Source organism: Myroides albus, from assembly GCF_024722315.1.
Classification (GTDB): Bacteria; Bacteroidota; Bacteroidia; order Flavobacteriales; family Flavobacteriaceae; genus Flavobacterium; species Flavobacterium album_A.
Window position 1 is genome coordinate 3127884 of sequence record NZ_CP102754.1, and the last position, 21838, is coordinate 3149721.

The 21838-nt window shown below is 35.5% G+C and carries 17 protein-coding genes and 1 riboswitch; of the genes, 13 read left to right on the forward strand and 4 right to left on the reverse strand.

Annotation, left to right across the window (positions count from 1 at the left end; genetic code table 11):
* Positions 1 to 37: 37 nt before the first annotated feature.
* Positions 38 to 1249: an MFS transporter gene (locus NWE55_RS13945; protein ID WP_258204271.1), complete on the reverse strand. Its 1212-nt coding sequence runs from the start codon at positions 1247 to 1249 to the stop codon at positions 38 to 40.
* 90 nt (positions 1250 to 1339) lie between these two features.
* Between NWE55_RS13945 and NWE55_RS13950 the strand changes: the two genes are divergently transcribed.
* The 5 genes from NWE55_RS13950 (at position 1340) to NWE55_RS13970 (ending at position 6118) form a co-directional block, all read left to right on the forward strand.
* Positions 1340 to 2233 carry a LysR substrate-binding domain-containing protein gene (locus NWE55_RS13950; RefSeq protein WP_258204272.1) on the forward strand — a complete coding sequence of 298 codons (894 nt, stop codon included), beginning with the start codon at positions 1340 to 1342 and terminating at the stop codon, positions 2231 to 2233.
* Between the two features lie 279 nt (positions 2234 to 2512).
* Positions 2513 to 3463 carry an ABC transporter permease gene (locus tag NWE55_RS13955; RefSeq protein ID WP_258204273.1) on the forward strand — a complete coding sequence of 317 codons (951 nt, stop codon included), beginning with the start codon at positions 2513 to 2515 and terminating at the stop codon, positions 3461 to 3463.
* Complete coding sequence (locus NWE55_RS13960) at positions 3456 to 4403, forward strand: iron chelate uptake ABC transporter family permease subunit (RefSeq protein WP_155091633.1); 948 nt, start codon at positions 3456 to 3458, stop codon at positions 4401 to 4403. The genes NWE55_RS13955 and NWE55_RS13960 overlap by 8 nt, the downstream gene beginning before the upstream one ends.
* A complete protein-coding gene (locus tag NWE55_RS13965) occupies positions 4400 to 5158 on the forward strand; it encodes an iron ABC transporter ATP-binding protein (RefSeq protein WP_155091634.1) in 759 nt (252 codons plus the stop codon). Before NWE55_RS13960 ends, NWE55_RS13965 begins: the two co-directional genes overlap by 4 nt.
* Before the next feature lie 24 nt (positions 5159 to 5182).
* A complete protein-coding gene (locus tag NWE55_RS13970; protein WP_155091635.1) occupies positions 5183 to 6118 on the forward strand; it encodes a siderophore ABC transporter substrate-binding protein in 936 nt (311 codons plus the stop codon).
* Positions 6119 to 6488: 370 nt separating this feature from the next.
* Here the strand turns inward: NWE55_RS13970 and NWE55_RS13975 are convergent, their stop codons facing one another.
* On the reverse strand, positions 6489 to 6914 hold the full coding sequence (locus NWE55_RS13975) for an acyl-CoA thioesterase (RefSeq protein WP_155091636.1): 426 nt from the start codon (positions 6912 to 6914) through the stop codon (positions 6489 to 6491).
* A 168-nt stretch (positions 6915 to 7082) separates the two neighbouring features.
* Positions 7083 to 7178, reverse strand: a riboswitch (adenosylcobalamin-variant (AdoCbl-variant) riboswitch).
* Positions 7179 to 7554: 376 nt separating this feature from the next.
* Between NWE55_RS13975 and NWE55_RS13980 the strand changes: the two genes are divergently transcribed.
* The 3 genes from NWE55_RS13980 (at position 7555) to NWE55_RS13990 (ending at position 10906) form a co-directional block, all read left to right on the forward strand.
* A complete protein-coding gene (locus NWE55_RS13980; protein WP_155091637.1) occupies positions 7555 to 7917 on the forward strand; it encodes a BlaI/MecI/CopY family transcriptional regulator in 363 nt (120 codons plus the stop codon).
* An 18-nt stretch (positions 7918 to 7935) separates the two neighbouring features.
* A complete protein-coding gene (locus NWE55_RS13985; protein ID WP_258204274.1) occupies positions 7936 to 9954 on the forward strand; it encodes a M56 family metallopeptidase in 2019 nt (672 codons plus the stop codon).
* 700 nt (positions 9955 to 10654) lie between these two features.
* On the forward strand, positions 10655 to 10906 hold the full coding sequence (locus NWE55_RS13990; protein WP_258204275.1) for a hypothetical protein: 252 nt from the start codon (positions 10655 to 10657) through the stop codon (positions 10904 to 10906).
* A gap of 398 nt (positions 10907 to 11304) precedes the next feature.
* On the opposite strand, the gene NWE55_RS13995 is transcribed toward NWE55_RS13990, so the two are convergent.
* Complete coding sequence (locus NWE55_RS13995; protein WP_258204276.1) at positions 11305 to 12294, reverse strand: ornithine cyclodeaminase family protein; 990 nt, start codon at positions 12292 to 12294, stop codon at positions 11305 to 11307.
* A 426-nt stretch (positions 12295 to 12720) separates the two neighbouring features.
* On the reverse strand, positions 12721 to 13737 hold the full coding sequence (locus tag NWE55_RS14000; RefSeq protein ID WP_258204277.1) for a PTS sugar transporter subunit IIC: 1017 nt from the start codon (positions 13735 to 13737) through the stop codon (positions 12721 to 12723).
* Positions 13738 to 14018: 281 nt separating this feature from the next.
* Here NWE55_RS14000 and NWE55_RS14005 point away from each other — a divergent pair, with 281 nt between their 5' ends.
* From NWE55_RS14005 to capB, 5 genes are all read left to right on the forward strand, one after another.
* On the forward strand, positions 14019 to 16004 hold the full coding sequence (locus NWE55_RS14005) for an alpha-ketoacid dehydrogenase subunit alpha/beta (protein ID WP_155091642.1): 1986 nt from the start codon (positions 14019 to 14021) through the stop codon (positions 16002 to 16004).
* A 27-nt stretch (positions 16005 to 16031) separates the two neighbouring features.
* The gene (locus NWE55_RS14010; RefSeq protein ID WP_155091643.1) at positions 16032 to 16982 is read left to right on the forward strand and encodes a phosphoribosylaminoimidazolesuccinocarboxamide synthase; all 951 of its coding nucleotides are present in this window, start codon (positions 16032 to 16034) and stop codon (positions 16980 to 16982) included.
* A gap of 17 nt (positions 16983 to 16999) precedes the next feature.
* Positions 17000 to 17632, forward strand: coding sequence for a nitroreductase family protein (locus NWE55_RS14015; protein ID WP_155091644.1), 633 nt, complete (start codon positions 17000 to 17002; stop codon positions 17630 to 17632).
* A gap of 227 nt (positions 17633 to 17859) precedes the next feature.
* Positions 17860 to 20265, forward strand: a complete 2406-nt coding sequence (locus NWE55_RS14020) for an alpha-ketoacid dehydrogenase subunit alpha/beta (protein ID WP_160339449.1) — start codon at positions 17860 to 17862, stop codon at positions 20263 to 20265.
* A 236-nt stretch (positions 20266 to 20501) separates the two neighbouring features.
* Positions 20502 to 21761: a cysteate-C-fatty acyltransferase gene (gene capB, locus NWE55_RS14025; protein WP_155091646.1), complete on the forward strand. Its 1260-nt coding sequence runs from the start codon at positions 20502 to 20504 to the stop codon at positions 21759 to 21761.
* The last annotated feature ends 77 nt before the right edge of the window (positions 21762 to 21838 follow it).

The window sequence follows — 21838 nt, forward strand, 5'->3', positions numbered from 1 at the left end:
TCATTGTCTATATTACGGGGTGTTCGCAATTTTTCTTCTAAGCTCTTTTGGTTGTGAAATAGGTTGTTAGAAGTGCAAATATTCCTAAGATTGTCAAACATCCAAAAAAGCCAATCCAATTGTTTTGATTGACAAATACGCCCGTTGAACTTCCTATAATACTCGAACCTAAGTAATAGAAAAACCAGTATAATGCTGTAGCTGAAGTTTTTGCATCTTTAGCTAAGGTTGTTACTACTCGACTTGCTATGGTGTGGCCACTGAAGAAAGCCATGGTGAATATAACCAAACCTATTAGTATTAAAAAAAGACTATTTAGATACATCATTATTGTTCCTAGTATAAGTAAGATTAATGCCGTGAGTAGAATCTTCCCAGTAGAGAATCGATCAGAGAGTGCTCCTGAGATCATATTACTGAATATGCCAAAGGCGTACATTAGGAATATCATGGCTATGATGTAATGCGGAAGATTATAAGGAGCAGCTTCAAGTTTGAAGCCAAGGAAGTTATACACACTGACAAAGCTCCCCATCAAGCAGATAGCCACTACATACATCGCCAGTATTTTCTTGTTTTTGAAAATACTTTTCATTTGCAGTAGTTTGTCGTGTAAATTTAGTTTTTCAGGCTGAAAAAAGTTTGAGGCGGGAAAGTAAAAGTACACAATGATGCTAATAATTAATGCGATAATACCTATAGATAATACTGCTGTTTGCCATCCGAACCAACCGCTAATTAAAGCAGCGACAATTCTTCCAAACATACCGCCAAATGTGTTTCCTGCCAAGTAAAAGCTTATCGCAAGTCCGATATTTTTGTGGTCAATTTCTTCTGCTAAATAAGCCAAGGTAACTGCTGATACTCCTGAAATACACATTCCTTTGATGAAGTTGATATTGATGAGCACCGCAAAATTATTCAGCCATACAGAAACAAGTGTCAGTACACTTGAGGTAATAAGGGCAAATAATATAACATCCTTTCTGTGAAAGCGGTCGGCAATAAAGGCAAATAGCAAAAGCCCTACAGCCATGCCAAAAGTAGAAGCCGATACCAAATAGCTACTCTCGGCAGGTGTGATGTGAAAATAGGAGGTAATCTCCGATAGCAGTGGTTGGTAATTATACAACTGTGCAAATACAGATACTCCTACCAAAAAGATTCCCCATTTTATCTTCTTGTAACGGGAACTACCCCTGATTGCTTTTTCACTTTCTCTTATTTCGGTATAGGTAGTTGTAGCCATTGCCTTCTTTTTTTGGTAAAGTTAAAGCTATGTTCTAAATTAGTAAAACGTTATTTTTCTATCATATCAATCGATAAAACCGATTTACAAATGGAGTTAAGACAATTAAAGTATTTTCTAAAGGCAAAGGAGTTACTCAACTTTACAGAAGCAGCCAAGCATTTATATATTACTCAAAGTACCTTGTCACAGCAGATTAAGCAATTGGAAGAAGAACTCGGGCAGCCCTTGTTTGATCGAATAGGCAAGCGAATCAGTCTAACGGAAGCCGGGGAGCGCTTTGCTGTTTATGCAAGAAAAAGTTTGGGCGCAGCTTTAGATGGGGAGTTAATGCTCAAGGACCTTAATGAACTTAAGACCGGTGTATTAAAAATTGGGTTAACCTGGGGATTAAAGTCACTTGTTTTAACTTCCTTAAAAGAGTTTACCGCTGCTTATCCCAATGTAAAGATTGAGATTACCTTTGGGACAACCAATGAGCTTATTGATGCTTTAAATTATCAATTAATTGACTTTGCTTTGACTTTTTTTGAAGGAGAACACCAAGAGAATTTATCGTACCAACCGCTATTGACTTCTGAAATGGCGTTAATAGTATCTACTGATTCCTCTTTGTCTAATCGCAAGGGTATAAGTTTTGCCGAAATCGCTAGTTTAAAGTTAGCCTTACCTGTTAAGGGATTTAGTACTCGTAATTTCCTGGATAGGCAATTTGAAATGCACAATATTTCTGCTAATATTGCTGTAGAGGTCAACCATACCTCTACCGTTATTGACCTGGTGAGAGTCAATGCCTTTAAGACTATTTTGACTTTTGCTACCGTACATGGTGAAACCAATATCTGCGCAATCCCCATTACAGATTGTGATATGAGTAGAGAGGCTGTTATTATCACACTCAAGGAGAGTTATCAAAAGCGCTCTGTCAAACTCTTTGTCGATTTACTTTTAACAGAGGACAAGCAACCTTATAAGCAGTTGTAATCTTGTATTTTCTTGTAAAAAAACAGTCATTTCTTGCTTTTTAACGTTTTAGAGTCGAATTATTATTCCTTTATATTATCCGTTATTATTTTTAAATAAATTAAATAATCAAATAATTGTATTGGTTAAGTCTAAATAAAGTGCCCTTGATTTTAGGTTTATAATAATTGTAATCCTTGCTAATTCTAAGATTGCTTGAATTTTTGTTTTTCTTAGCGGGCTTACTTTTATATATTTGCTTTTATTTAAACGGATTCTAAATAAATATTAAGTAAATATATGATAAGAATTATTTTAGTTCTTATACTCATAATAGTATCATTTATTTCCCTTTTTATAGGAGTAAAAGATATTTCAATATTGGATTTACATCGCTTAGACAATGATGAATTACTAGTTATGGTCGTAAGTAGATTACCAAGAATGATATCGGTGTTGATTGCTGGAATTGGTATGAGTATTTCGGGACTTATTGTGCAACAGATTTCTTTAAACAAGTTTGTATCTCCTACAACAATGGGGACATTAGACGCTTGTAAGATGGGAATTTTATTTAGTATGATTTTGTTCCCAAATGGAGGGATGATGTACAAGATGGTATTATCGTTTACCATTGCATTATTAGCGAGTGTGATTTTCTTGAAAATATCAAGTAAGATAAAAATGCGTAGCATTATTTTCATACCGTTAGTAGGGATTGTTTTTGGAAATATATTAAATGCGATATCTACGTTCTTTGCTTACAAGTATAATTTAGTGCAGAATATGGAAGGTTGGCTAATTGGAGATTTTTCTTCTATTATCCAAGGGAATTACGAAGTACTGTATTTGGGTATACCTGTTGTGATTCTTTCTTATTTATATGCAAATAAATTCACTATAGTTGGACTTGGAGAGGAAACTGCCACAAGTCTTGGGTTAGATCACAAAAAGATCACCTACCTTGGACTTACTTTTGTAGCTATAACCTCTACTGTTGTTGTGCTTACAGCAGGAGTAATTCCTTTTTTAGGGCTTATTATCCCGAATATAGTGAGTTTAATGTTTGGAGATAATTTAAAGAAGACTATCAGCTATACGGCTTTAATAGGTGCGATATTCTTGTTGATTTGCGATATTATTAGTCGAATGCTTATTGCGCCATATGAAATTCCGATTGGCCTTACAGTGAGTATTATTGGAGGAGTGATCTTTTTAGTATTAATTTTAAAGAGAGCTAAGAATGTTTAAAAATAAAGTTATTTCTATCTTGTTAGTAGCTTTGTTGTTATGCATCGCTATCTATATGTTCACCTTCACAGGTACTAAACTCGATTATGTATTGCCACGTAGAGGCTATAAGATTATAGCAATGGTTCTTGTTTCCTTTGCTATTGCCTACTCGTCGATTGTTTTTCAAACGATATCTGCCAATCGTATTTTAACGCCGTCTATCATGGGGTTTGATTCTTTCTTTTTATTGATTCAATCCACTTTGGTGTTTATCTATGGAGACAAGACTTTTCAAGTTTTGAATGCAGAATCAAATTTTGCAATATCAGTAGGACTGATGCTTTTGTTTTCTATCGCGATGTACTATTTGGTATTTAGACGAGAGAGTAAGAGTATGTATTTATTATTGCTTGTAGGGCTTTTGATGGGGACGCTTTTTAGGAGTTTTTCATCTTTTATAGTCATGCTTATTGATCCCAATGAGTTTATGATTGTTCAAGCGGCAATGTTTGCCTCTTTTGACAAGATAAATCTGAATCTCTTAGGTATTTCTTCTATCATATTAATTGTTAGTATGATTTGGGGAGCAAGATATTTTAGACAGTTAGATGTAATGAGTTTGGGTAGAGAGAATGCAATAAGCTTAGGGGTTGATTATCACAAGGTGATTAAAGTGAACTTGATGATTATCTCAGTGATGGTTGCTATATCAACAGCTCTTGTAGGGCCTATTACCTTTTTGGGAATATTGGTAGCAAACCTAACTTATGAGTTGGTTAAATCAAGCAAACATATCTATATGGTAACAGCTTGTTGTTTATTGACAGCTGTAACAGTAATTGGCGGACAATACCTTGTTGAACATTTATTTAATATGTCAACAACAATAAGTATTATCATTAATTTTGTAGGAGGTATATATTTCATTTATTTATTATTAAGAAGTAACAGAGGATGATTGAGGTAAAAAATGTAACCAAGAAATATGGGGAAAAGAGCATACTTGACAACGTTTCAGTTAGTTTCCCAAAAGGTAAAATTACTTGTTTAGTTGGAGGTAATGGGACTGGAAAGAGTACGCTATTGTCTATCATCAGTAGACTTGTGGCGCGCGATTCAGGAGAGATTAACTTAGTTAATCAAGAAATTGTCAATTTTACCAATAGAGATTTTGCTAAGCGTTTATCTATTTTAAAACAGGCAAATCATCCTAATGTACGATTAACTGTGAAGGAATTAGTGTCTTTCGGGCGCTTTCCACATTCGCAAGGAAGATTAAATCACCTTGACCATGAGAAGATAGATGAGAGTCTTGATTTTATGGGCTTGATTGATATTCAAGATCAATATATTGATGAACTTAGTGGAGGACAGAGACAGCGCACATTCTTAGCGATGGTTCTGGCACAAGATACAGATTATATTTTGCTGGACGAACCACTAAATAATTTAGATATGAAACACTCTGTTGAGATTATGAAGATTCTTCGTGTCTTAGCAGATGATTACGGGAAGACAATCATTATTGTAGTGCACGACATTAATTATGCGTCTTCTTATGCAGATTATATTGCCGCGGTTAAAGATCACAAGATTATCCATTTTGGACCAACAGATGATATTATTCGCGAAGATATCATGAAGGAAGTGTTCGACATAGATATGACTATAGTCGATAACTGTAACAATAAAGTCTGTATTTATTTTAAGTAGATTATTAAATTGTTAACTAAAATTATGAGTAAATTATTTATAAGCTGTTTAGCTGCTTCAGCTATGCTTTTTGTTTCGTGCAAGGACACGAAAAAACAAGAGGAGAATACAGAAAGAGAAAAAGTAACTGTAGAGCATATCTCTGGAACAACTGAGGTTTTAAAGAACCCTAAAAATGTTGTTGTGATTGCATATGGTGCTTTAGATTCTTTTGATGAGCTTGGTATTCCTGTAAAAGGAGCGCCTAAAACAAATCTTCCATCTTACTTAGACAAGTATGCAAAAGACGAGTCTATTGTTGATATTGGGGGTATTAAGGAGCCAAACTTAGAAAAAGTGAATGCTGCTGATCCTGAATTAATTGTGATTGGAGCGCGTACTGCTGCTATGGTAGACGAGTTTAACAAAATTGCACCTGCTGTAAACTTAGATGTAGATGCAAAAGATTATATGACTTCTTTTAAAAACAATCAAATCGCTATCGGTAAGATGTTTGGCAAAGAGGAGCAAGTAGAAAAAGAGTTAAAAGATATTGATGCACGTATCGCTAAGATTAACGAAGCTGCAGCGAAGTCTGACAAGAAAGCTTTAATTGTATTGACAAATGAAGGTCGTATGAGTGCTTATGGACCAGGTTCTCGTTTTGGTATCATTCACGATGTGTTTGGTGTAAAACCAGCAGATAACAAGATTGAAGTTGCTACCCATGGACAATCTATTTCTAATGAGTTTATCAAGGAAATGAACCCTGACTATATCTTTGTTATTGACCGTGGTGCTGCTATTAAAAGAGCGACAATGACTAAAGAGGCATTTGCTAATGCTTTAATTCAACAGACAAATGCTTATAAAAACGATAAAATTGTATTCTTAAACCCTGAAGTATGGTATTTATCAGGAGGTGGATTAAAATCTATCAAAATGATGATCACAGAGGTCGAAAATGCAATCGCTGAGTAAATTTAATTTTAAATGAATAAAAGGGTTATACGCAAGTATAGCCCTTTTGTTTTTATATAGTACTCGGTTTTTAAGTTTGGATTGACCAAATATTATCCTAAGTGTTAGTAGAGTAGGGGAAAACTACAAGATGAAGATGTAGAATATTTTATCTTTTAGCCATGACACTTATGCGTTTTTTAGTAGCTCTTAGCTAATTGTGATTAGATTGGCATAATGCGTATAGAAAAAATAAAGATATAGGCCAAAACACGGATGTATTAAACTTTTATATTAAGTGCTAAAACACTTGAGCTTAATTCCTATTTCGTGTATGGATAACAAAAAAAAGCTCTCTATTACAGAGAGCTTTTGTTATTTAAGGTGAATCTTATTCATCTATTTCATCCAGAACAGGTACTGGTCTTTTGCTTTCGTTAATAGCAACAAGGGTAAAAGATCCTGTGATTGCCTTTTCACGTCCATCTCTATACATGCTCTCTACAAATACATCTACACGTACATCCAAACTTGTGCGTCCTACACGAGTAACAGTTCCAATTAGTTCTACTAATGTTCCAGCGGGAATTGGGTGATTAAAGTCAACTTTATCACTCGATACAGTTACAATAGGTTTACGACAAAAACGCGTAGCTGTCATAAAGGCAATTTCATCCATAATGTATAATACTGCCCCACCAAACATTGTATTGTGGTGATTTGTTTGCCCAGGGAATACTGTTCTGAATACGTGAGTTTCGGAATCTTTAATTTTCTTTTGGATACGTAATTCTCTGTTTGTTAATTGACCTTCCATATTGATGTAATGATTGTTATTACTTAGTTTACTTTTTACCTTTTAAATTGGTATAGCTTATGGTTTGGTTTAATCATTGTAGAGCATTTCAAAATGTCATAAGGGAAATAGCTCTAATTTCGACTAAGCTTCAAATCGCGAAAGCATGGTTTATGGTTCGTATAGCTGAGTAAGTGTGGTAATCTGACTTATAATCAGCTCGGCTGATTATTTACAGTTGCGCGACAGCTCGTGAATTTCACACGATTCCCCACTTGTCTTAGTACTAAGAACAAACTTACACTTTTGTGTTCTATACAAGGGCAAATATACGAAGTATAAATGGTTTATAAGTGGCCTTTGTGAAATAATAGTCTATGACTCTTAGCTTCTCATAGTGTTTTAGATTGATAGTAGGAGCAATTGATTTGTCTTGTCAATTGGTGTTTCTATATGTTATTATTGACAAAGTATTTTATAAACTCTTTGTTTTCTCAAGTTTTACTTTTTGCTATGAAATCATATAATAATATAAGAGTTTATTAATTGTTAGCGAGAGAAAAAAGTTTTTTTATTATAGTGTATTTCATTGTTAATTAAGTTTTTATGTCGATAACTAAAGAATTAGTTGTATGTTTGATTAACTAATAAAAATTAGACAATGGAGAAGCTTACAAACAAAGAGGAGGAGATCATGCGCATTTTGTGGAAAATTGAAAAGGGATTTATAAATGATATTTTGCAACAGATGGATGAACCAAAACCACATTACAATACACTTTCGACTTTGGTGCGAATATTAGAGGACAAAGGAGTGGTAGCACATCATACTTTTGGGAAGTCGCATCAATATTATCCCTTAGTTGATATTTCATCTTATAAGAAACAGTTTATGGAAGATACCATGCAGAAGTACTTTGATAATTCTTTTGCAAATCTGGTAAACTTCTTTGTCAAGGACAAGAATATAAGCAAAGAAGAACTCGATGAAATTAGCGCATTAATTGAGAAGAATAGAAAGTAAGAACCAATCGACTGACTTATGACGACCATTTTTATTTATTTTCTAAAAGTCAACTTGTTGTTGAGTTTTACCTTTGCATTTTACTACGTGTTTTTGCGAAGAGAAACTTTTGTACGCACAATAAGGTGGTACTTTCTATTGGCTATCGCAGGTAGTTTTATTCTGCCAAGTGTTTTTTGGACAAGGGAAATAATTCTTGAGGACACTCCTATTTTACTTGATCAGTGGTTAGTTGATAGTAAGCAAGTAGATCTACCAACAGATCATACAATGCAAGTAATAGAAACTACCGTGAATTGGCAGGACTATGCAATATCCCTTTATGCGGGAATAGGCGCTTTGTTTTTACTTTCACTCTTAGTGCAATATCTGCGTGTCTTGTATCGTATCGGCTCATTGCACAGTTGTGAGATTGCAGGTAATGTCCTTGTAGATCATCGTACTAAAGATGCTTATTCTTTCTGGAACAGTATTGTTCTACCTGCAAATTATAAGCAGATAGAGCGAATAGATCTTGTTTTATTACACGAGAGTATTCACATCAAGCAAAAACACTCTGTTGACCTATTGATTATAGGAGTGACAAAAGCAGTATGTTGGATAAATCCCTTTGTGTACTTACTGCAACGAGCGATTAATTTGAATTTAGAATTCCTTGTAGATCAGCAAGTAAGTCGCGATATTAATACGTTTGATTATCAAAAAGCTTTATTGGAGTACCAATATGCAAGATTAGAACATACATCTATTGTTAATTCTTTCAAGTCTTCGGATTTCAAACGCAGAATCATAATGCTTAACACTCAAAAATCACCAATCATGAAAAAAATGAAATTGTTGTTACTTATGCCATTTTTACTGGCTTTTTTTGGCTTTTTTCAAGTACAAGTAAAAGCGAAGATAAATAATAGTAAGCCAGATAGTGAAAGTTTATCAAACTTTGTAGATCAATTGCAAAGTCAGTCATTACCTGTGATATTATCCGATTTTGATCAGAAGCAACTTGCTCCCATACTCGCGCAAGATACTCTTGGCCTAGTGAGTGAAATTAGTAAAGACCAATCAGATAAATCTACTGACTCTACTGTGCAAGTATATAGGGTGGAGCGTGGTAAAAAGCAGACAAAGAAGTCAGAACAACTGAAAGGTCGTGGATTGGACAAATTGGCGGAAATAGGTAAACATTCTCCTATGTATATTGTGGATGGAGAGAATGCTGATTCACAACAAGTCAAGGCTATTTTACCAGAAGATATTGAGTCTGTCTATGTCTTTGAACCTAAGCAAGGAATTGAACAATATGGAGAGGAAGGTAAAAATGGTGTGGTCTTTATTTTGACAATAGACAATAATGACCAAGAGAAAAACTTGCGAAAAATTGAATTGCGAAAGGAACTACAAAAAAGAAAAGTAGAACTTAAAAAGGAACGTCAGGCAAGGAAATTAGAAGTGGCAGTAAGTAAAGAGATGCGTGATGATGCTGTTAAAGAGCGAATCGAAAAACGAAAAGCTGAAATAGCTGCCCGCCAAGAACTTCACCAAAAGAGTAAAACGCAAGTAGAAGACCAGAAAAATAAGACTGGTAAAATAAGAGATACCAAAAAGTTGAACGAAACAACAGTTCACGTTGTAGATGGAAAATTTTATACCTTCGATGAGGTTGTTGCTTTTCTTGAAACAACTAATGGGACAAAAAACATGAAGATCTACAATGCAGAAGATGCAAAAAAAGTATTTAATTACACCGGAAATAAAAAAGTATTTGAGTATACCTTGAAAACTGATGAGGATGTTGAAAATGAAAAACAGGTACGTCAAATCACAAGAGAATACAAAGAGAAGATGCGCAAAAACAAACTTCGTGAGTCCTCTTTTGTAGGTCTTTATGTTTTAGATGGAACTCCTGTTAGTTATGAGCAAATGATGCAAGTAAAACCAATTGATATTAAATCTGTTTCGATATTGAAAAAACAAGAGGCAGTAGAGAAGTATGGGGTAGAAGGAGAAAATGGCGCAATGGAGATTAAAGTAAAATAATTGTTGCTTTACCATTAGGTGTACTTCCAGAGAAAAAAGGGGGGAGATTGATGTGAACAAAGTGTCAATCTATCTTCTAAAAAGGCTATTTTTAGACCTGTGAGGATGAAGTAAATAAAAAAGAGGATTAGGTAGTTTTTAGATTATCTAATCTTTTTTTTGTTTGATTAATCTCATTATTCATTGTGAATAGCTCAAATACTTCATTTTACAATGAAAGTAGATTGATGTATTGACAAGAGTTTATACCTAAACATAGGTGATTAAATATGTGAAGTCTTTCTACTTAATCCTAATAGGATAGTTTTCTACATCATTCTCTTGCATTTGGTAGGAGGATTTTTGGGGTATGCTTGCATCTTTGTTCGAGAAAAGGCCTCTCTAGGGCAGTAAACTGTGAGAATACCCCTAAGAAACTCTAAGAATCAGCAAAGGAAACTAGCAAACAGAGTGGACCAAGCGTTAAGAAAATGTATGGTGGACATTTTTAGCCAAGGGGCTAGCGAGGGAGAACCGAAAACCGAAAACAGAAGGTGTGCTGGCAAATACTGTTTAGCTTATCAAGACTTGTTGTCGATGAGCATTTTTGTAATTATCTTTATCAAGGTCGGAAGTTAGGTGAGCAAATACTTGCATCATTAAAAATTTTGAGAATCAGTATAATAAGTGACTAGAAATAAACAATATAAGTTGGCATAACATGAGATTAACACAGGAAGAAGCCATTCAAATAGCAAAACAGTATCAACAGCGATATCCTTCGCTTATAAATACCATTGTTCGGGCACAATTTAATCCAAAGTTTAATGTCGTTGGAGAAAAAGCATGGATTGCAATTGGTGTGTTTGAACTATTTGGGGATATGCATGAGTTTTTTTATGTGATTTCAGATGAAACCGGGGAGGTTGAATATACTTTTAATGAACACGGCTGTATAAATCCACAGCAATAAGCTTCTTGTTTTGGGCTTACCATACACGTATTTATTGTCTATTTGTTAGTAGTAGTGGATGTATATGCGATTCTAAGCTCACTGAATTTATCAATAATCTTTGTAGATTGTATTTTTCCATTTCTATACACGGTAATTTCCTACTAATGGCCATTCAACACTTTATCAACAGTGCCTTCCAAAGGTTGGGATTGTTCGTTATAGCGCAAAAAATCCAAGAAAATGTTCATGAAAATCATAGAAAGGTTATTAAACTAATGTAAAAGAGAAAAAGTAATGAAACTAGTAAAAAAAAGACGTCAATATTGAGAGACGTCTTTTAATTTAAGCACGGGTTGATAATCTATTAAAGTATAAAAACGAAGTGTTTTGTGATTATATAATCCAAACGCTATTTTTTACATTCTTATCGAAGTACCTAAGTTTTCTCTACAAGCCTTGTCATAGGCATATTTAGCAGTAATTAGATCTTGGATTGCGATACCAACATTTTTAAAGACCGTTATCTCAGCGTCATTTGTTCTTCCCTTAATTTTACCCAGGATAAGATCTCCAATTTCTCCTTTATAATTCTCCTCAGGTAATAATTCTTTTTCAAGGGGAACAAGAATATCTGCAGTTGATGAAAAACAAGAGTCATTGTGATCTACAAACAAAGAACTATTCATGAAAATATCTTCAGGCAGCTCATGCATAGTTGGGCTATAGGACCCAGCCGCGTTGATATGTACTCCTTTTTTGAGTTGGGACGTTTTAAATAAAGGCGTTGCAGAAGGAGTAACTGTACAAATAATATCTACATGAGCAAGTACCTCTGGGTCATCTGCAGCTATAATTTCTACATCAGATTTGTCTTTGTAGTATTCAATGAATGTTTCAACGGACTTACTTGTCTTAGAGCTACCAAATAGATAGGCTTTTTTAATAGGCCTTTCCGCACATACAGCTTCAAATTGTGTGTAAGCTTGTGCTCCAGCTCCAAATAGAGCCATTATAGATGAGTCTTTTCTGGCTAAATAACGAGTTGCTACCCCAGAGGCACCTCCTGTTCTTAAGGCAGTAAGATGGGAACCATCAATTATCGCTTGAGTAAGATTATTTTCTGAGTCTATTAGTATCACCAGCCCTTGTATAGCAGGATGGCCGTTCACGCCACCTTGTTTGCGTATACTTAAGAGTTTAACACCTGCGGTATTAATATTAGCAATTAATGACGGCTTAAAAAAGATATCAAGATAGTCGTTGCCAAGACCAGTTATTACTCGATCAGGCATTTCAGCTGTATTATTGGATAGTTCAACATAGGCATCTACAACAGTTTCTATTGCTTCTTCAATAGAAACTAATTGCTTTATGTCTTCAGAGTTTAAGACTTTTATGGTATTCATACTTTATGTTTTATGTATTAAAAAAATAGGTTATAAAGATTCTGCTCTTATTAAAAAGCACTTTATAAGTGAGTTTGTATTTTATACAATACAGAAGATTTTCTGTGTTTGATTGAGGTTTCAATTTAGAAAAACCAGAAAGCATAACCAAATTTATTTTCTCGACTACTTTCTGTAAGGTTTATCAAATCAAGCATTCCCTATTTTTTACACCTGTTTACAGCTTAATATTATTAAACTGAATTTAAAAGAGATTTTATTTTAATCCGATTTATCTGCTATGAATCAAAGTGTGTACTATATAAGTTGATTAGTATTTGTATGTAGTAAAAAAGCTACTGCTGTAGAATTGTTTTTTATATTAACTGATTGCTTGAATAATAGTTTGTGTCTTTGATAAAGCGAGAGTTACTTGTCATTGTACTGTTAGAACAGTTTCATATCTCCTTCTTTAATCCACTGTTTCTTTTTCATGATAAAGTAAATTAAGTAAGACAATATCATAGGTAAAAGTACCTGTAAGCACAGAATACTCAAAAGTATATAAGAGGTAGTATGCGTGCCTTTCATGGCGTTAAAGGTTCCTATTTGACCAACTAAACCACAACTACCCATTCCAGATTCTAAAGCGGTATTTTGCATATCAAAAAACAAAATGGCTATCGGCCCTATAATAGCAGCAGAAAGAGTAGGTGGGATCCATATCTTCCAGTTTTTATAAATGTTTGGTACTTGTAACATACTTGTGCCGATTCCCTGAGCCAACACTCCTTTAAAGCCATTATCTTTAAAGCTAATTGTAGCAAAGCCAATCATCTGTGCACAGCATCCGATTGTAGCTGCACCTGCGGCTAAACCATCTAATTGCAACATTAAGCACAAAGCTGCTGAAGAAATAGGCAGTGTTAAAACCATTCCTACTACCACAGCTATAACTATTCCCATGATTAAAGGATTAGATTCTGTCGAGAGTATAATGATTTGTCCGATCCACTGCATGAGTTGGTTGACAGTAGGACCTGTGAATTGGGCAAAACCAACACCTGTTAAAACGGTAACAATTGGAGTGATAACTATATCAATTCTTGTTTCACCAGCAATTGCCTTCCCAATTTCCACAGCAATGATAGTAGCTATAAAAACCCCGAGTGGGCCACCAAGTTGATAAGCAGCTACTCCAACTACTGCAGAGGAGAATAAAACTAATTGTGGAGCTCTTAAGCTATAAGCAATAGCCAATGCAATTACAGGACCTGTAGCTTGATTGGCAAAAGGCCAAACCACTTGCTTTAAGAAGCTAATGTGAAGTTCCTCACCAATGGTTTTTAGTATTGTCCCTACAAGTAAAGTTGCAAATAACCCGTAAGCCATTGCTCCCATGGCATCTACAAAGTAGCGTTTGCCTGAAATTTGGATATCTTTTTTGTGTAGAAACTGTTTCATTGTGTGCTGGGGAATTAAAGACAAAGGGCGTATTGCCTGGGTTGATTAAACTCCAGCGAAAGTATTAATAATTATGCAACTATTGAAGTAGAATTATGTGTTATTCTACTTCGTTATTCTAAGGGTTAATCTTCCCAAGTAGTACTTTAGCTATTGTTACAGGCCGAAATAGCAACACCAAGGGAAACGCAAAAGTAGGATGTTTTTTTCTTTGATAGATGCGAATAATAAATTTGTTTACTAAAGGCAATTGCTTATTTTTAGAGTCTATTAAACCAATTATGAAACAATTACATTACGACCGTAAAAACTTATCAGATCAAGTGTTACTTGAACTTTATAAAAGACTGCTCAAACCAAGAATGGTAGAGGAAAAAATGCTGATTTTAATCCGACAAGGCAAAGTGTCTAAATGGTTCTCTGGTATTGGGCAAGAAGCTATTTCTGTGGGAATTGTCTCTGCTTTACAACCCGATGAATACGTTTTACCGATGCATCGCAATTTAGCAGTGTTTACCTCCAGAGATATTCCACTACATCGCTTATTTTCTCAGTGGCAAGGTAAAGCAAATGGTTTTACCAAAGGGCGTGAGCGCTCTTTTCACTTTGGAACTCAAGAATATCATATTGTGGGCATGATTTCTCATTTAGGACCACAAATGGGAGTGGCTGATGGAATAGCTTTGGCACATAAACTGCGTCAGGAAAAGAAAATCACTGCTGTATTTACAGGTGAGGGAGGAACTTCAGAGGGCGATTTTCACGAAGCATTAAATATTGCTTCAGTATGGGAGCTTCCCGTTTTATTTGTGATAGAGAATAACGGATATGGGTTATCTACACCTACCAATGAACAATATCGCTGTGAGCATTTAGCCGATAGAGCTAAGGGATATGGTATGGAAAGTCACATTATCGATGGAAATAATATCTTGGATGTTTACACGCAAGTTCAGGCTATTGCTCAATCAATGCGTGAGAATCCAAGACCAGTATTGATAGAGTTTTTAACTTTCAGAATGCGAGGACATGAAGAAGCCAGTGGGACCAAGTATGTACCACAAGAGCTCATGGATATGTGGGAAAAGAAAGATCCATTGGAGAATTACAGATTGTATCTAAAACAAATAGGGGTCTTATCAGAAGCAATGGACCAGCAGTTGAGAGAGGAGTTTAAAAAAGAGATTGATAAAGATTGGCAAGTAGTACAGCAAGAGCCTGAAATTGTGGCAGATTTAACCACAGAGTTAGCTGATATGTATGCGCCTTACCAGTATGAAGAAGTAAAACCAGGGGGAGAGGTAGCTAATATTCGATTAATAGATGCTATTTCGCAGGGATTGATGCAATCATTTGAGCGTCATGATAATTTAATTATCATGGGCCAAGATATAGCAGAGTATGGAGGGGCTTTTAAAGTAACTGACGGATTTGTCGATAAGTTTGGCAAAGCGCGTATTCGAAACACTCCAATTTGCGAGAGTGCTGTAGTGTCAGCGGCGATGGGATATTCTATCAATGGAGGTAAAGCAATTATGGAGATGCAATTTGGAGATTTTGTGTCAACAGGCTTTAATCCGATTGTCAATTATTTGGCTAAAATACACTATAGATGGAATGAGAAGGCAGATGTGGTAGTGCGTATGCCTTGTGGTGGTGGAACACAAGCAGGACCATTTCACTCTCAGACCAATGAGGCTTGGTTTACCAAAACACCAGGGCTAAAGGTTGTATATCCCGCTTTTCCTTTTGATGCGAAAGGATTGATGAATACAGCTATTAACGATCCGAATCCCGTTATATTCTTTGAACACAAGCTCTTGTATAGAAGTATATATCAAGATGTACCAAAAGATTATTATACCCTTGCTTTTGGAAAGGCATCATTATTGCGAGAAGGAGAGCAGGTGAGCATTGTTACTTTCGGGGCAGGTGTTCATTGGGCTTTAGAAATATTAGATGCAAATCCGCAAATAAAAGCAGATTTAATAGATTTGCGTACTTTGCAGCCTTTGGATACAGAAACTGTATTTAATTCTGTCAAGAAAACGAATAAAGTTATAATTTTGCAAGAAGATTCCATGTTTGGAGGTATTGCAAGTGATCTATCGGCAATGATAATGGAAAACTGTTTTGAGTACTTAGATGCTCCAGTTAAACGAGTAGCCAGTATTGAAACAGCCATTCCATTTGTGAAAGCTTTAGAAGAACAATATCTGCCTAAAGGTAGATTTGAACAAGCGCTAAAAGATTTATTGGCGTACTAAACAAAAGAACTACACAACTAAATTTATATGAATAATACAATCACAAAAACAAACTTTGAGTTTCCAAATCAAAAGTCTGTTTATCGCGGAAAAGTAAGAGAGGTTTACAATATCAATGATGACCTATTGGTTATGATAGCTACAGATAGACTTTCTGCTTTTGATGTGATTATGCCTAAGGGTATTCCTTACAAAGGACAAATTTTGAATCAAATTGCCACTAAATTTATGCAGATGACAAGGGATATCGTTCCCAATTGGTTGGTGGCTACCCCAGATCCCAATGTTGCGGTGGGGCATGTGTGTGAACCTTTTAAAGTAGAAATGGTTATCCGCGGATACTTAGCAGGACATGCAGCTCGTGAGTACAAGCAAGGAAAAAGAGTTTTATGTGGTGTAACTTTACCAGAAGGCTTAAAGGAAAACGACAAATTGCCACAGCCAATTATTACACCTTCAACAAAAGAGGAGTTAGGGTTGCACGATGTGGATATCTCCAGAGAAGATATCATCTCAAAGGGAATTGTGTCGGAACAAGATTATTTAGTTTTAGAACAATATACCCGTGCTTTGTATGCAAGAGGAAGTGAAATAGCTGAGCAACGAGGGTTAATCTTAGTAGATACAAAATATGAATTTGGCAAGACAAAGCAAGGTGAGATTGTATTAATTGATGAGATTCACACACCAGATTCTTCGCGTTATTTTTATGCTGAGGGCTATGAAGAGCGCCAAGAAAAACAAGAGCCTCAAAAACAACTTTCTAAGGAGTTTGTAAGACAGTGGTTGATAGCTAATGACTTTCAAGGTAAACAAGGGCAGGTAGTTCCTGATATGACTCAGGAATATGTCAATTCAGTTTCTGAGCGTTATATTGAGCTCTATGAGCAAATTATCGGTGAGCCTTTTGTAAAAGCAGATGTCACTGATATCCACACGCGAATTGAAAAAAATGTATTAGCTTTTTTAGCTAAGTAGTAGTTAATAGTTAGATTATGAATTTATTAGAAAACTTAAAGTGGCGTTATGCTACTAAGCGTTACAATAATCAAGTCAAATTGGCTGATGAGAAAGTGATGCAAATTGTAGAAGCAGCTCGATTAGCTCCTACTTCAAGCGGTTTACAGCCAGTTGAAATGATTTTAATTAAAAATCAAGAGTTAAAAGAAAAGTTAGTGCCTATTGCTATGAATCAACCACAAGTAAAGGAGTGTTCTCATTTATTGGTTTTTGCAGCATGGGATTCTTATACTGATCAGCGCATGGATAATGTGTTTAAAAATATGGAGCTTGTTCGCGAGATGAAGTCAGGGGAGATGAACCAGTATAGAGATGGGCTAAAGGCTCACTTTGGAAGTTTGACAAAGCAACAGCAATTCGAGCATGCGGCAAGACAAGCTTATATTGCATTGGGTATAGCTATTGCGGCAGCTGCGGAGTTAAAGATTGATTCTTCGCCTATGGAAGGTTTTTTCAACGATCAATTAGATGAGATTTTGGGACTTGACAAGCGAGGTCTAAAGAGTGTTACTATATTAGCATTAGGCGAGCGAGATCATCAAAATGATTGGTTAGCTCCAATGAAAAAAGTAAGATTTGATTTAGAATCAGTATTGACTATAATTTAATAGTAAAAGCACCCTACTCAGGGTGCTTTTTTGTTTTAAGGTATTGTTAAATATTTAATGAGATGCTTTAATTTAAGACAGATTTTTGGTATGTATAATTTTTTGTGCTTTTTTTTGTCAATAGTTTAATGTATGTGCGTATTAATTTGTGATAAAGAGGTATTCTAAATTAGCTTTTTTCTTGATAAAATTTTATATTCGTAACCAGTAAATTAGTGTTTTTTACAATGAGTCAAAACGGAAAAAATAAAGCTCTTTCTTTTGAAGATTTCAAGAAAGAGGTAATTCAAGATTATACAATTGCCAAAATCAGTAGAGAATGTAGTTTGCTTGGTAGACGTGAAGTGCTAACAGGTAAAGCGAAGTTCGGAATCTTTGGTGATGGAAAAGAAGTGCCACAATTAGCGCTAGCTAAAGCATTTCAAAATGGAGACTTTAGATCTGGATACTACCGCGATCAGACTTTTATGATGGCAATAGGTCAGTTGACGATAGAACAGTTTTTCGCAGGATTGTTTGGTCATGCAGATATAGAGCACGATCCTATGTCAGGAGGTCGTCAAATGGGGGGGCACTTTGCAACTCACAGTATTGATGAGAATGGCAACTGGAATAAATTGACACAACAAAAGAATTCAAGTGCTGACATATCTCCTACAGCCGGGCAGATGCCTCGTTTATTAGGATTAGCACAGGCTTCAAAATACTATAGAGAATTTCCACAAGCAGATGAGTCAAATACTTTTTCAGTAAATGGAAATGAAGTGGCGTGGGGTACTATTGGAAATGCATCAAGTTCGGAAGGGTTGTTCTTTGAAACAATTAACGCCGCTGGGGTATTACAAGTACCAATGGTGATGAGTGTGTGGGATGATCAATATGGTATTTCAGTTCACGCAAAGTATCAAACTACAAAAGAGAACATATCAGAAATCTTAAAAGGATTTCAAAGAGATGAGAAAGCAAACGGGTATGAGATTATTCGCGTATTGGGGTGGGATTATCCTGCACTGATTGAAGCTTATGCCAAGGCGTCTAAGATTGCGCGTGAGGAACACGTTCCTGTGCTTATTCACGTTCAAGAATTGACTCAGCCACAAGGGCACTCTACTTCTGGTTCGCATGAGCGTTACAAAAGTAAAGAACGCCTTGCTTGGGAAGCAGAAAAAGACTGTGTGTTGCAAATGAGAAATTGGATGATTGAATCTAATATTGCAACAACAGAAGAATTAGATCTATTGGATAAAGACTTGAAGAAACAAGTATTGGATGGTAAGAAAGCAGCGTGGAAAGCTTATTTGGATCCAATTGTAGCTGAGCGAAATGAGTTAGTGGCTGTTTTGAATACAGTTGCAGCATCAAGTTCAAATAAAGTTTTCTTGCAAAAGTATGCCAATGATCTGGCAGGTATAAAAGAGCCGATTCGCAAAGATATTATCACAGTTGCTCGAAAAGCAATGCGCATGGTGATTTCAGAGCCAATCAAAGCAACTTTGATTGCGTTTATTGAAAATTATTATGCAAAGATACAGCCCAAGTACAGCTCACATTTGATGAGTGAATCTGGATTGAAGGCAGATGCTATTGCTGAGGTAAAACCAACTTATGATGAGACAGCTGAGGAGGTAGATGCTCGTATTATTGTTAGAGATAATTTTGATCAGTTGTTAACCCGTTATAAAAACGTCATGGTTTTTGGTGAGGATTCTGGTAATATTGGTGATGTTAACCAAGGGTTAGAAGGACTTCAGGAAAAACATGGCATCAACAGAGTTTCGGATACGGGGATTCGCGAGGCAACTATCTTAGGTCAAGGAATCGGTATGGCTATGAGAGGACTTAGGCCAATTGCTGAAATTCAATACCTGGATTATTTGCTATATGCTATTCAAATCATGAGTGATGATTTAGCAACGTTGCAATACCGAACAGTGGGCCGTCAAAAAGCGCCATTGATTGTTAGAACACGTGGACATCGCTTAGAGGGTATTTGGCATTCTGGCTCACCTATGGGGATGATTATAAACGCAATTCGCGGGATGCACGTGTTGGTACCGAGAAACATGACTAAAGCAGCTGGATTCTACAATACTTTAATGCAGTCAGATGAGCCAGCTTTGCTTATTGAGTGTCTTAACGGATACCGCCTGAAAGAGAAAATGCCGACAAACTTAGCTGATATACGCACTCCTATTGGAGTAGTGGAGACAATAGCTAAGGGTAAAGATATTACTATTGTATCCTATGGTTCTACTTTGCGTATTGTAGAACAAGCAGCAAAAGAGTTGTTGGAAGTAGGGATAGAAGTTGAGATTATCGATGCGCAGTCATTGTTGCCATTCGATATCCAGCACGATATCGTTAAGAGTCTTGCTAAGACAAATAGATTGTTGGTAGTAGATGAAGATGTACCAGGTGGAGCATCAGCTTATATATTGCAAAAAGTATTAGAAGAACAAGGAGGATATCGCCACTTAGATAGTGAGCCACAAACTTTGACTTCTCATGCACATCGTCCAGCTTATGGTACTGATGGGGACTACTTTAGTAAACCTCAAGTGGAAGATGTATTTGAAAAAGTTTATCAAATCATGCATGAAGCAAATCCAGGTTTATATCCAAGTTTGTATTAAAATAGTATATTAAAACCTTTCTTACGCGAAAGGTTTTATTTTTTTATTTAGATTTGTTGCATTAAAGAGATAGAAAGTATGCTTTAAGTCGCAAAACACGATTGTGTTAATATACTTAAAAAGAATTTATTAACAGCGATTTGCCTATTGAATTGAATTAATTTGTCGGCAATTTATTATGAAAGCATACAAAATATCATTAATTTTGCATTTGTTTTTTAAAACATAGTTATATTATGGTAAACGATTTATTTGACAGAATACAGAAAAATAAGGGACCTTTAGGAAAATGGGCATCACAAGCAGAAGGATATTATGTTTTTCCTAAATTAGAAGGACCTTTGTCAAATCGTATGATGTTTCATGGAAAAGAGGTTATTAACTGGAGTATAAATGACTATTTAGGGTTATCAAATCATCCAGAAGTAAGAAAAGTTGACGCTGAAGCAGCAGCAGAATATGGAGCAGCTTACCCTATGGGGGCACGTATGATGTCAGGACATACTTCAGTACACGAGCAATTACAAAATGAGTTAGCTTCATTTGTGAAGAAAGAGGCAGCTTATTTATTGAATTTTGGTTACCAAGGAATGGTGTCTATCATTGACGCATTAGTAACTAAAAATGACGTAATTGTTTATGATGTTGATTCTCATGCTTGTATTATCGATGGTGTACGTCTTCACATGGGAAAACGTTTTACTTACCAACATAATGATATTGATAGCTTAGTTAAAAACTTAGAGCGCGCTACTAAAATGGCTGAAACAACAGGTGGAGGTATTTTAGTGATCACTGAAGGTGTTTTCGGTATGCGTGGTCAACAAGGTAAATTGAAAGAAATCGTTGCTTTGAAAGAGCAATTTAATTTCCGTTTATTAGTAGATGATGCTCACGGATTTGGTACTTTAGGAGAAACTGGAGCTGGAGCTGGAGAAGAGCAAGGATGTCAAGATGGAATTGATGTTTACTTCTCTACATTTGCAAAGTCAATGGCTTCAATAGGTGCTTTCGTTGCAGCTGATCAAGATGTAATTGATTATTTAAAATATAACTTGCGTTCTCAAATGTTTGCAAAATCACTTCCAATGATTTTCACTAAAGGAGCATTGAAACGTTTAGAGCTTTTAAGAACTAACCCTTCATTAAAAGCTAAATTGTGGGAGAATGTAAACCTGCTTCAAAATGGACTGAAAGAAAGAGGATTTAACATTGGTGATACTAACACTTGTGTAACTCCTGTTTACTTAGAAGGAAGTATTCCTGAGGCAATGGTAATGGTAAATGACTTAAGAGAAAATTACAGTATTTTCTTGTCAATTGTAGTTTACCCAGTGATTCCAAAAGGTATCATTTTATTGAGAATGATTCCTACTGCTACTCATACACAAGAAGATATTGATGAGACATTAGCAGCTTATGAAGCAATCCGTGAGAAATTAGAAAACGGAACTTATAAGAAAATTGCTGAAGCTACAACAGTAGATGTATCTTAACTGGAGTATAGATAAAATGGGTAAAAAGGATGGCTTTTAAAGCTGTCCTTTTTTTTTGAGTATATTGGTGTGATATT

Coding starts and splice junctions, on each gene's coding strand:
- NWE55_RS13945 (WP_258204271.1), bottom strand. CDS start 1,249: ATGGCTACAACTACCTATACCGAAATAAGAGAAAGTGAAAAAGCAATC.
- NWE55_RS13950 (WP_258204272.1), top strand. CDS start 1,340: ATGGAGTTAAGACAATTAAAGTATTTTCTAAAGGCAAAGGAGTTACTC.
- NWE55_RS13955 (WP_258204273.1), top strand. CDS start 2,513: ATGATAAGAATTATTTTAGTTCTTATACTCATAATAGTATCATTTATT.
- NWE55_RS13960 (WP_155091633.1), top strand. CDS start 3,456: ATGTTTAAAAATAAAGTTATTTCTATCTTGTTAGTAGCTTTGTTGTTA.
- NWE55_RS13965 (WP_155091634.1), top strand. CDS start 4,400: ATGATTGAGGTAAAAAATGTAACCAAGAAATATGGGGAAAAGAGCATA.
- NWE55_RS13970 (WP_155091635.1), top strand. CDS start 5,183: ATGAGTAAATTATTTATAAGCTGTTTAGCTGCTTCAGCTATGCTTTTT.
- NWE55_RS13975 (WP_155091636.1), bottom strand. CDS start 6,914: ATGGAAGGTCAATTAACAAACAGAGAATTACGTATCCAAAAGAAAATT.
- NWE55_RS13980 (WP_155091637.1), top strand. CDS start 7,555: ATGGAGAAGCTTACAAACAAAGAGGAGGAGATCATGCGCATTTTGTGG.
- NWE55_RS13985 (WP_258204274.1), top strand. CDS start 7,936: ATGACGACCATTTTTATTTATTTTCTAAAAGTCAACTTGTTGTTGAGT.
- NWE55_RS13990 (WP_258204275.1), top strand. CDS start 10,655: ATGAGATTAACACAGGAAGAAGCCATTCAAATAGCAAAACAGTATCAA.
- NWE55_RS13995 (WP_258204276.1), bottom strand. CDS start 12,294: ATGAATACCATAAAAGTCTTAAACTCTGAAGACATAAAGCAATTAGTT.
- NWE55_RS14000 (WP_258204277.1), bottom strand. CDS start 13,737: ATGAAACAGTTTCTACACAAAAAAGATATCCAAATTTCAGGCAAACGC.
- NWE55_RS14005 (WP_155091642.1), top strand. CDS start 14,019: ATGAAACAATTACATTACGACCGTAAAAACTTATCAGATCAAGTGTTA.
- NWE55_RS14010 (WP_155091643.1), top strand. CDS start 16,032: ATGAATAATACAATCACAAAAACAAACTTTGAGTTTCCAAATCAAAAG.
- NWE55_RS14015 (WP_155091644.1), top strand. CDS start 17,000: ATGAATTTATTAGAAAACTTAAAGTGGCGTTATGCTACTAAGCGTTAC.
- NWE55_RS14020 (WP_160339449.1), top strand. CDS start 17,860: ATGAGTCAAAACGGAAAAAATAAAGCTCTTTCTTTTGAAGATTTCAAG.
- capB (WP_155091646.1), top strand. CDS start 20,502: ATGGTAAACGATTTATTTGACAGAATACAGAAAAATAAGGGACCTTTA.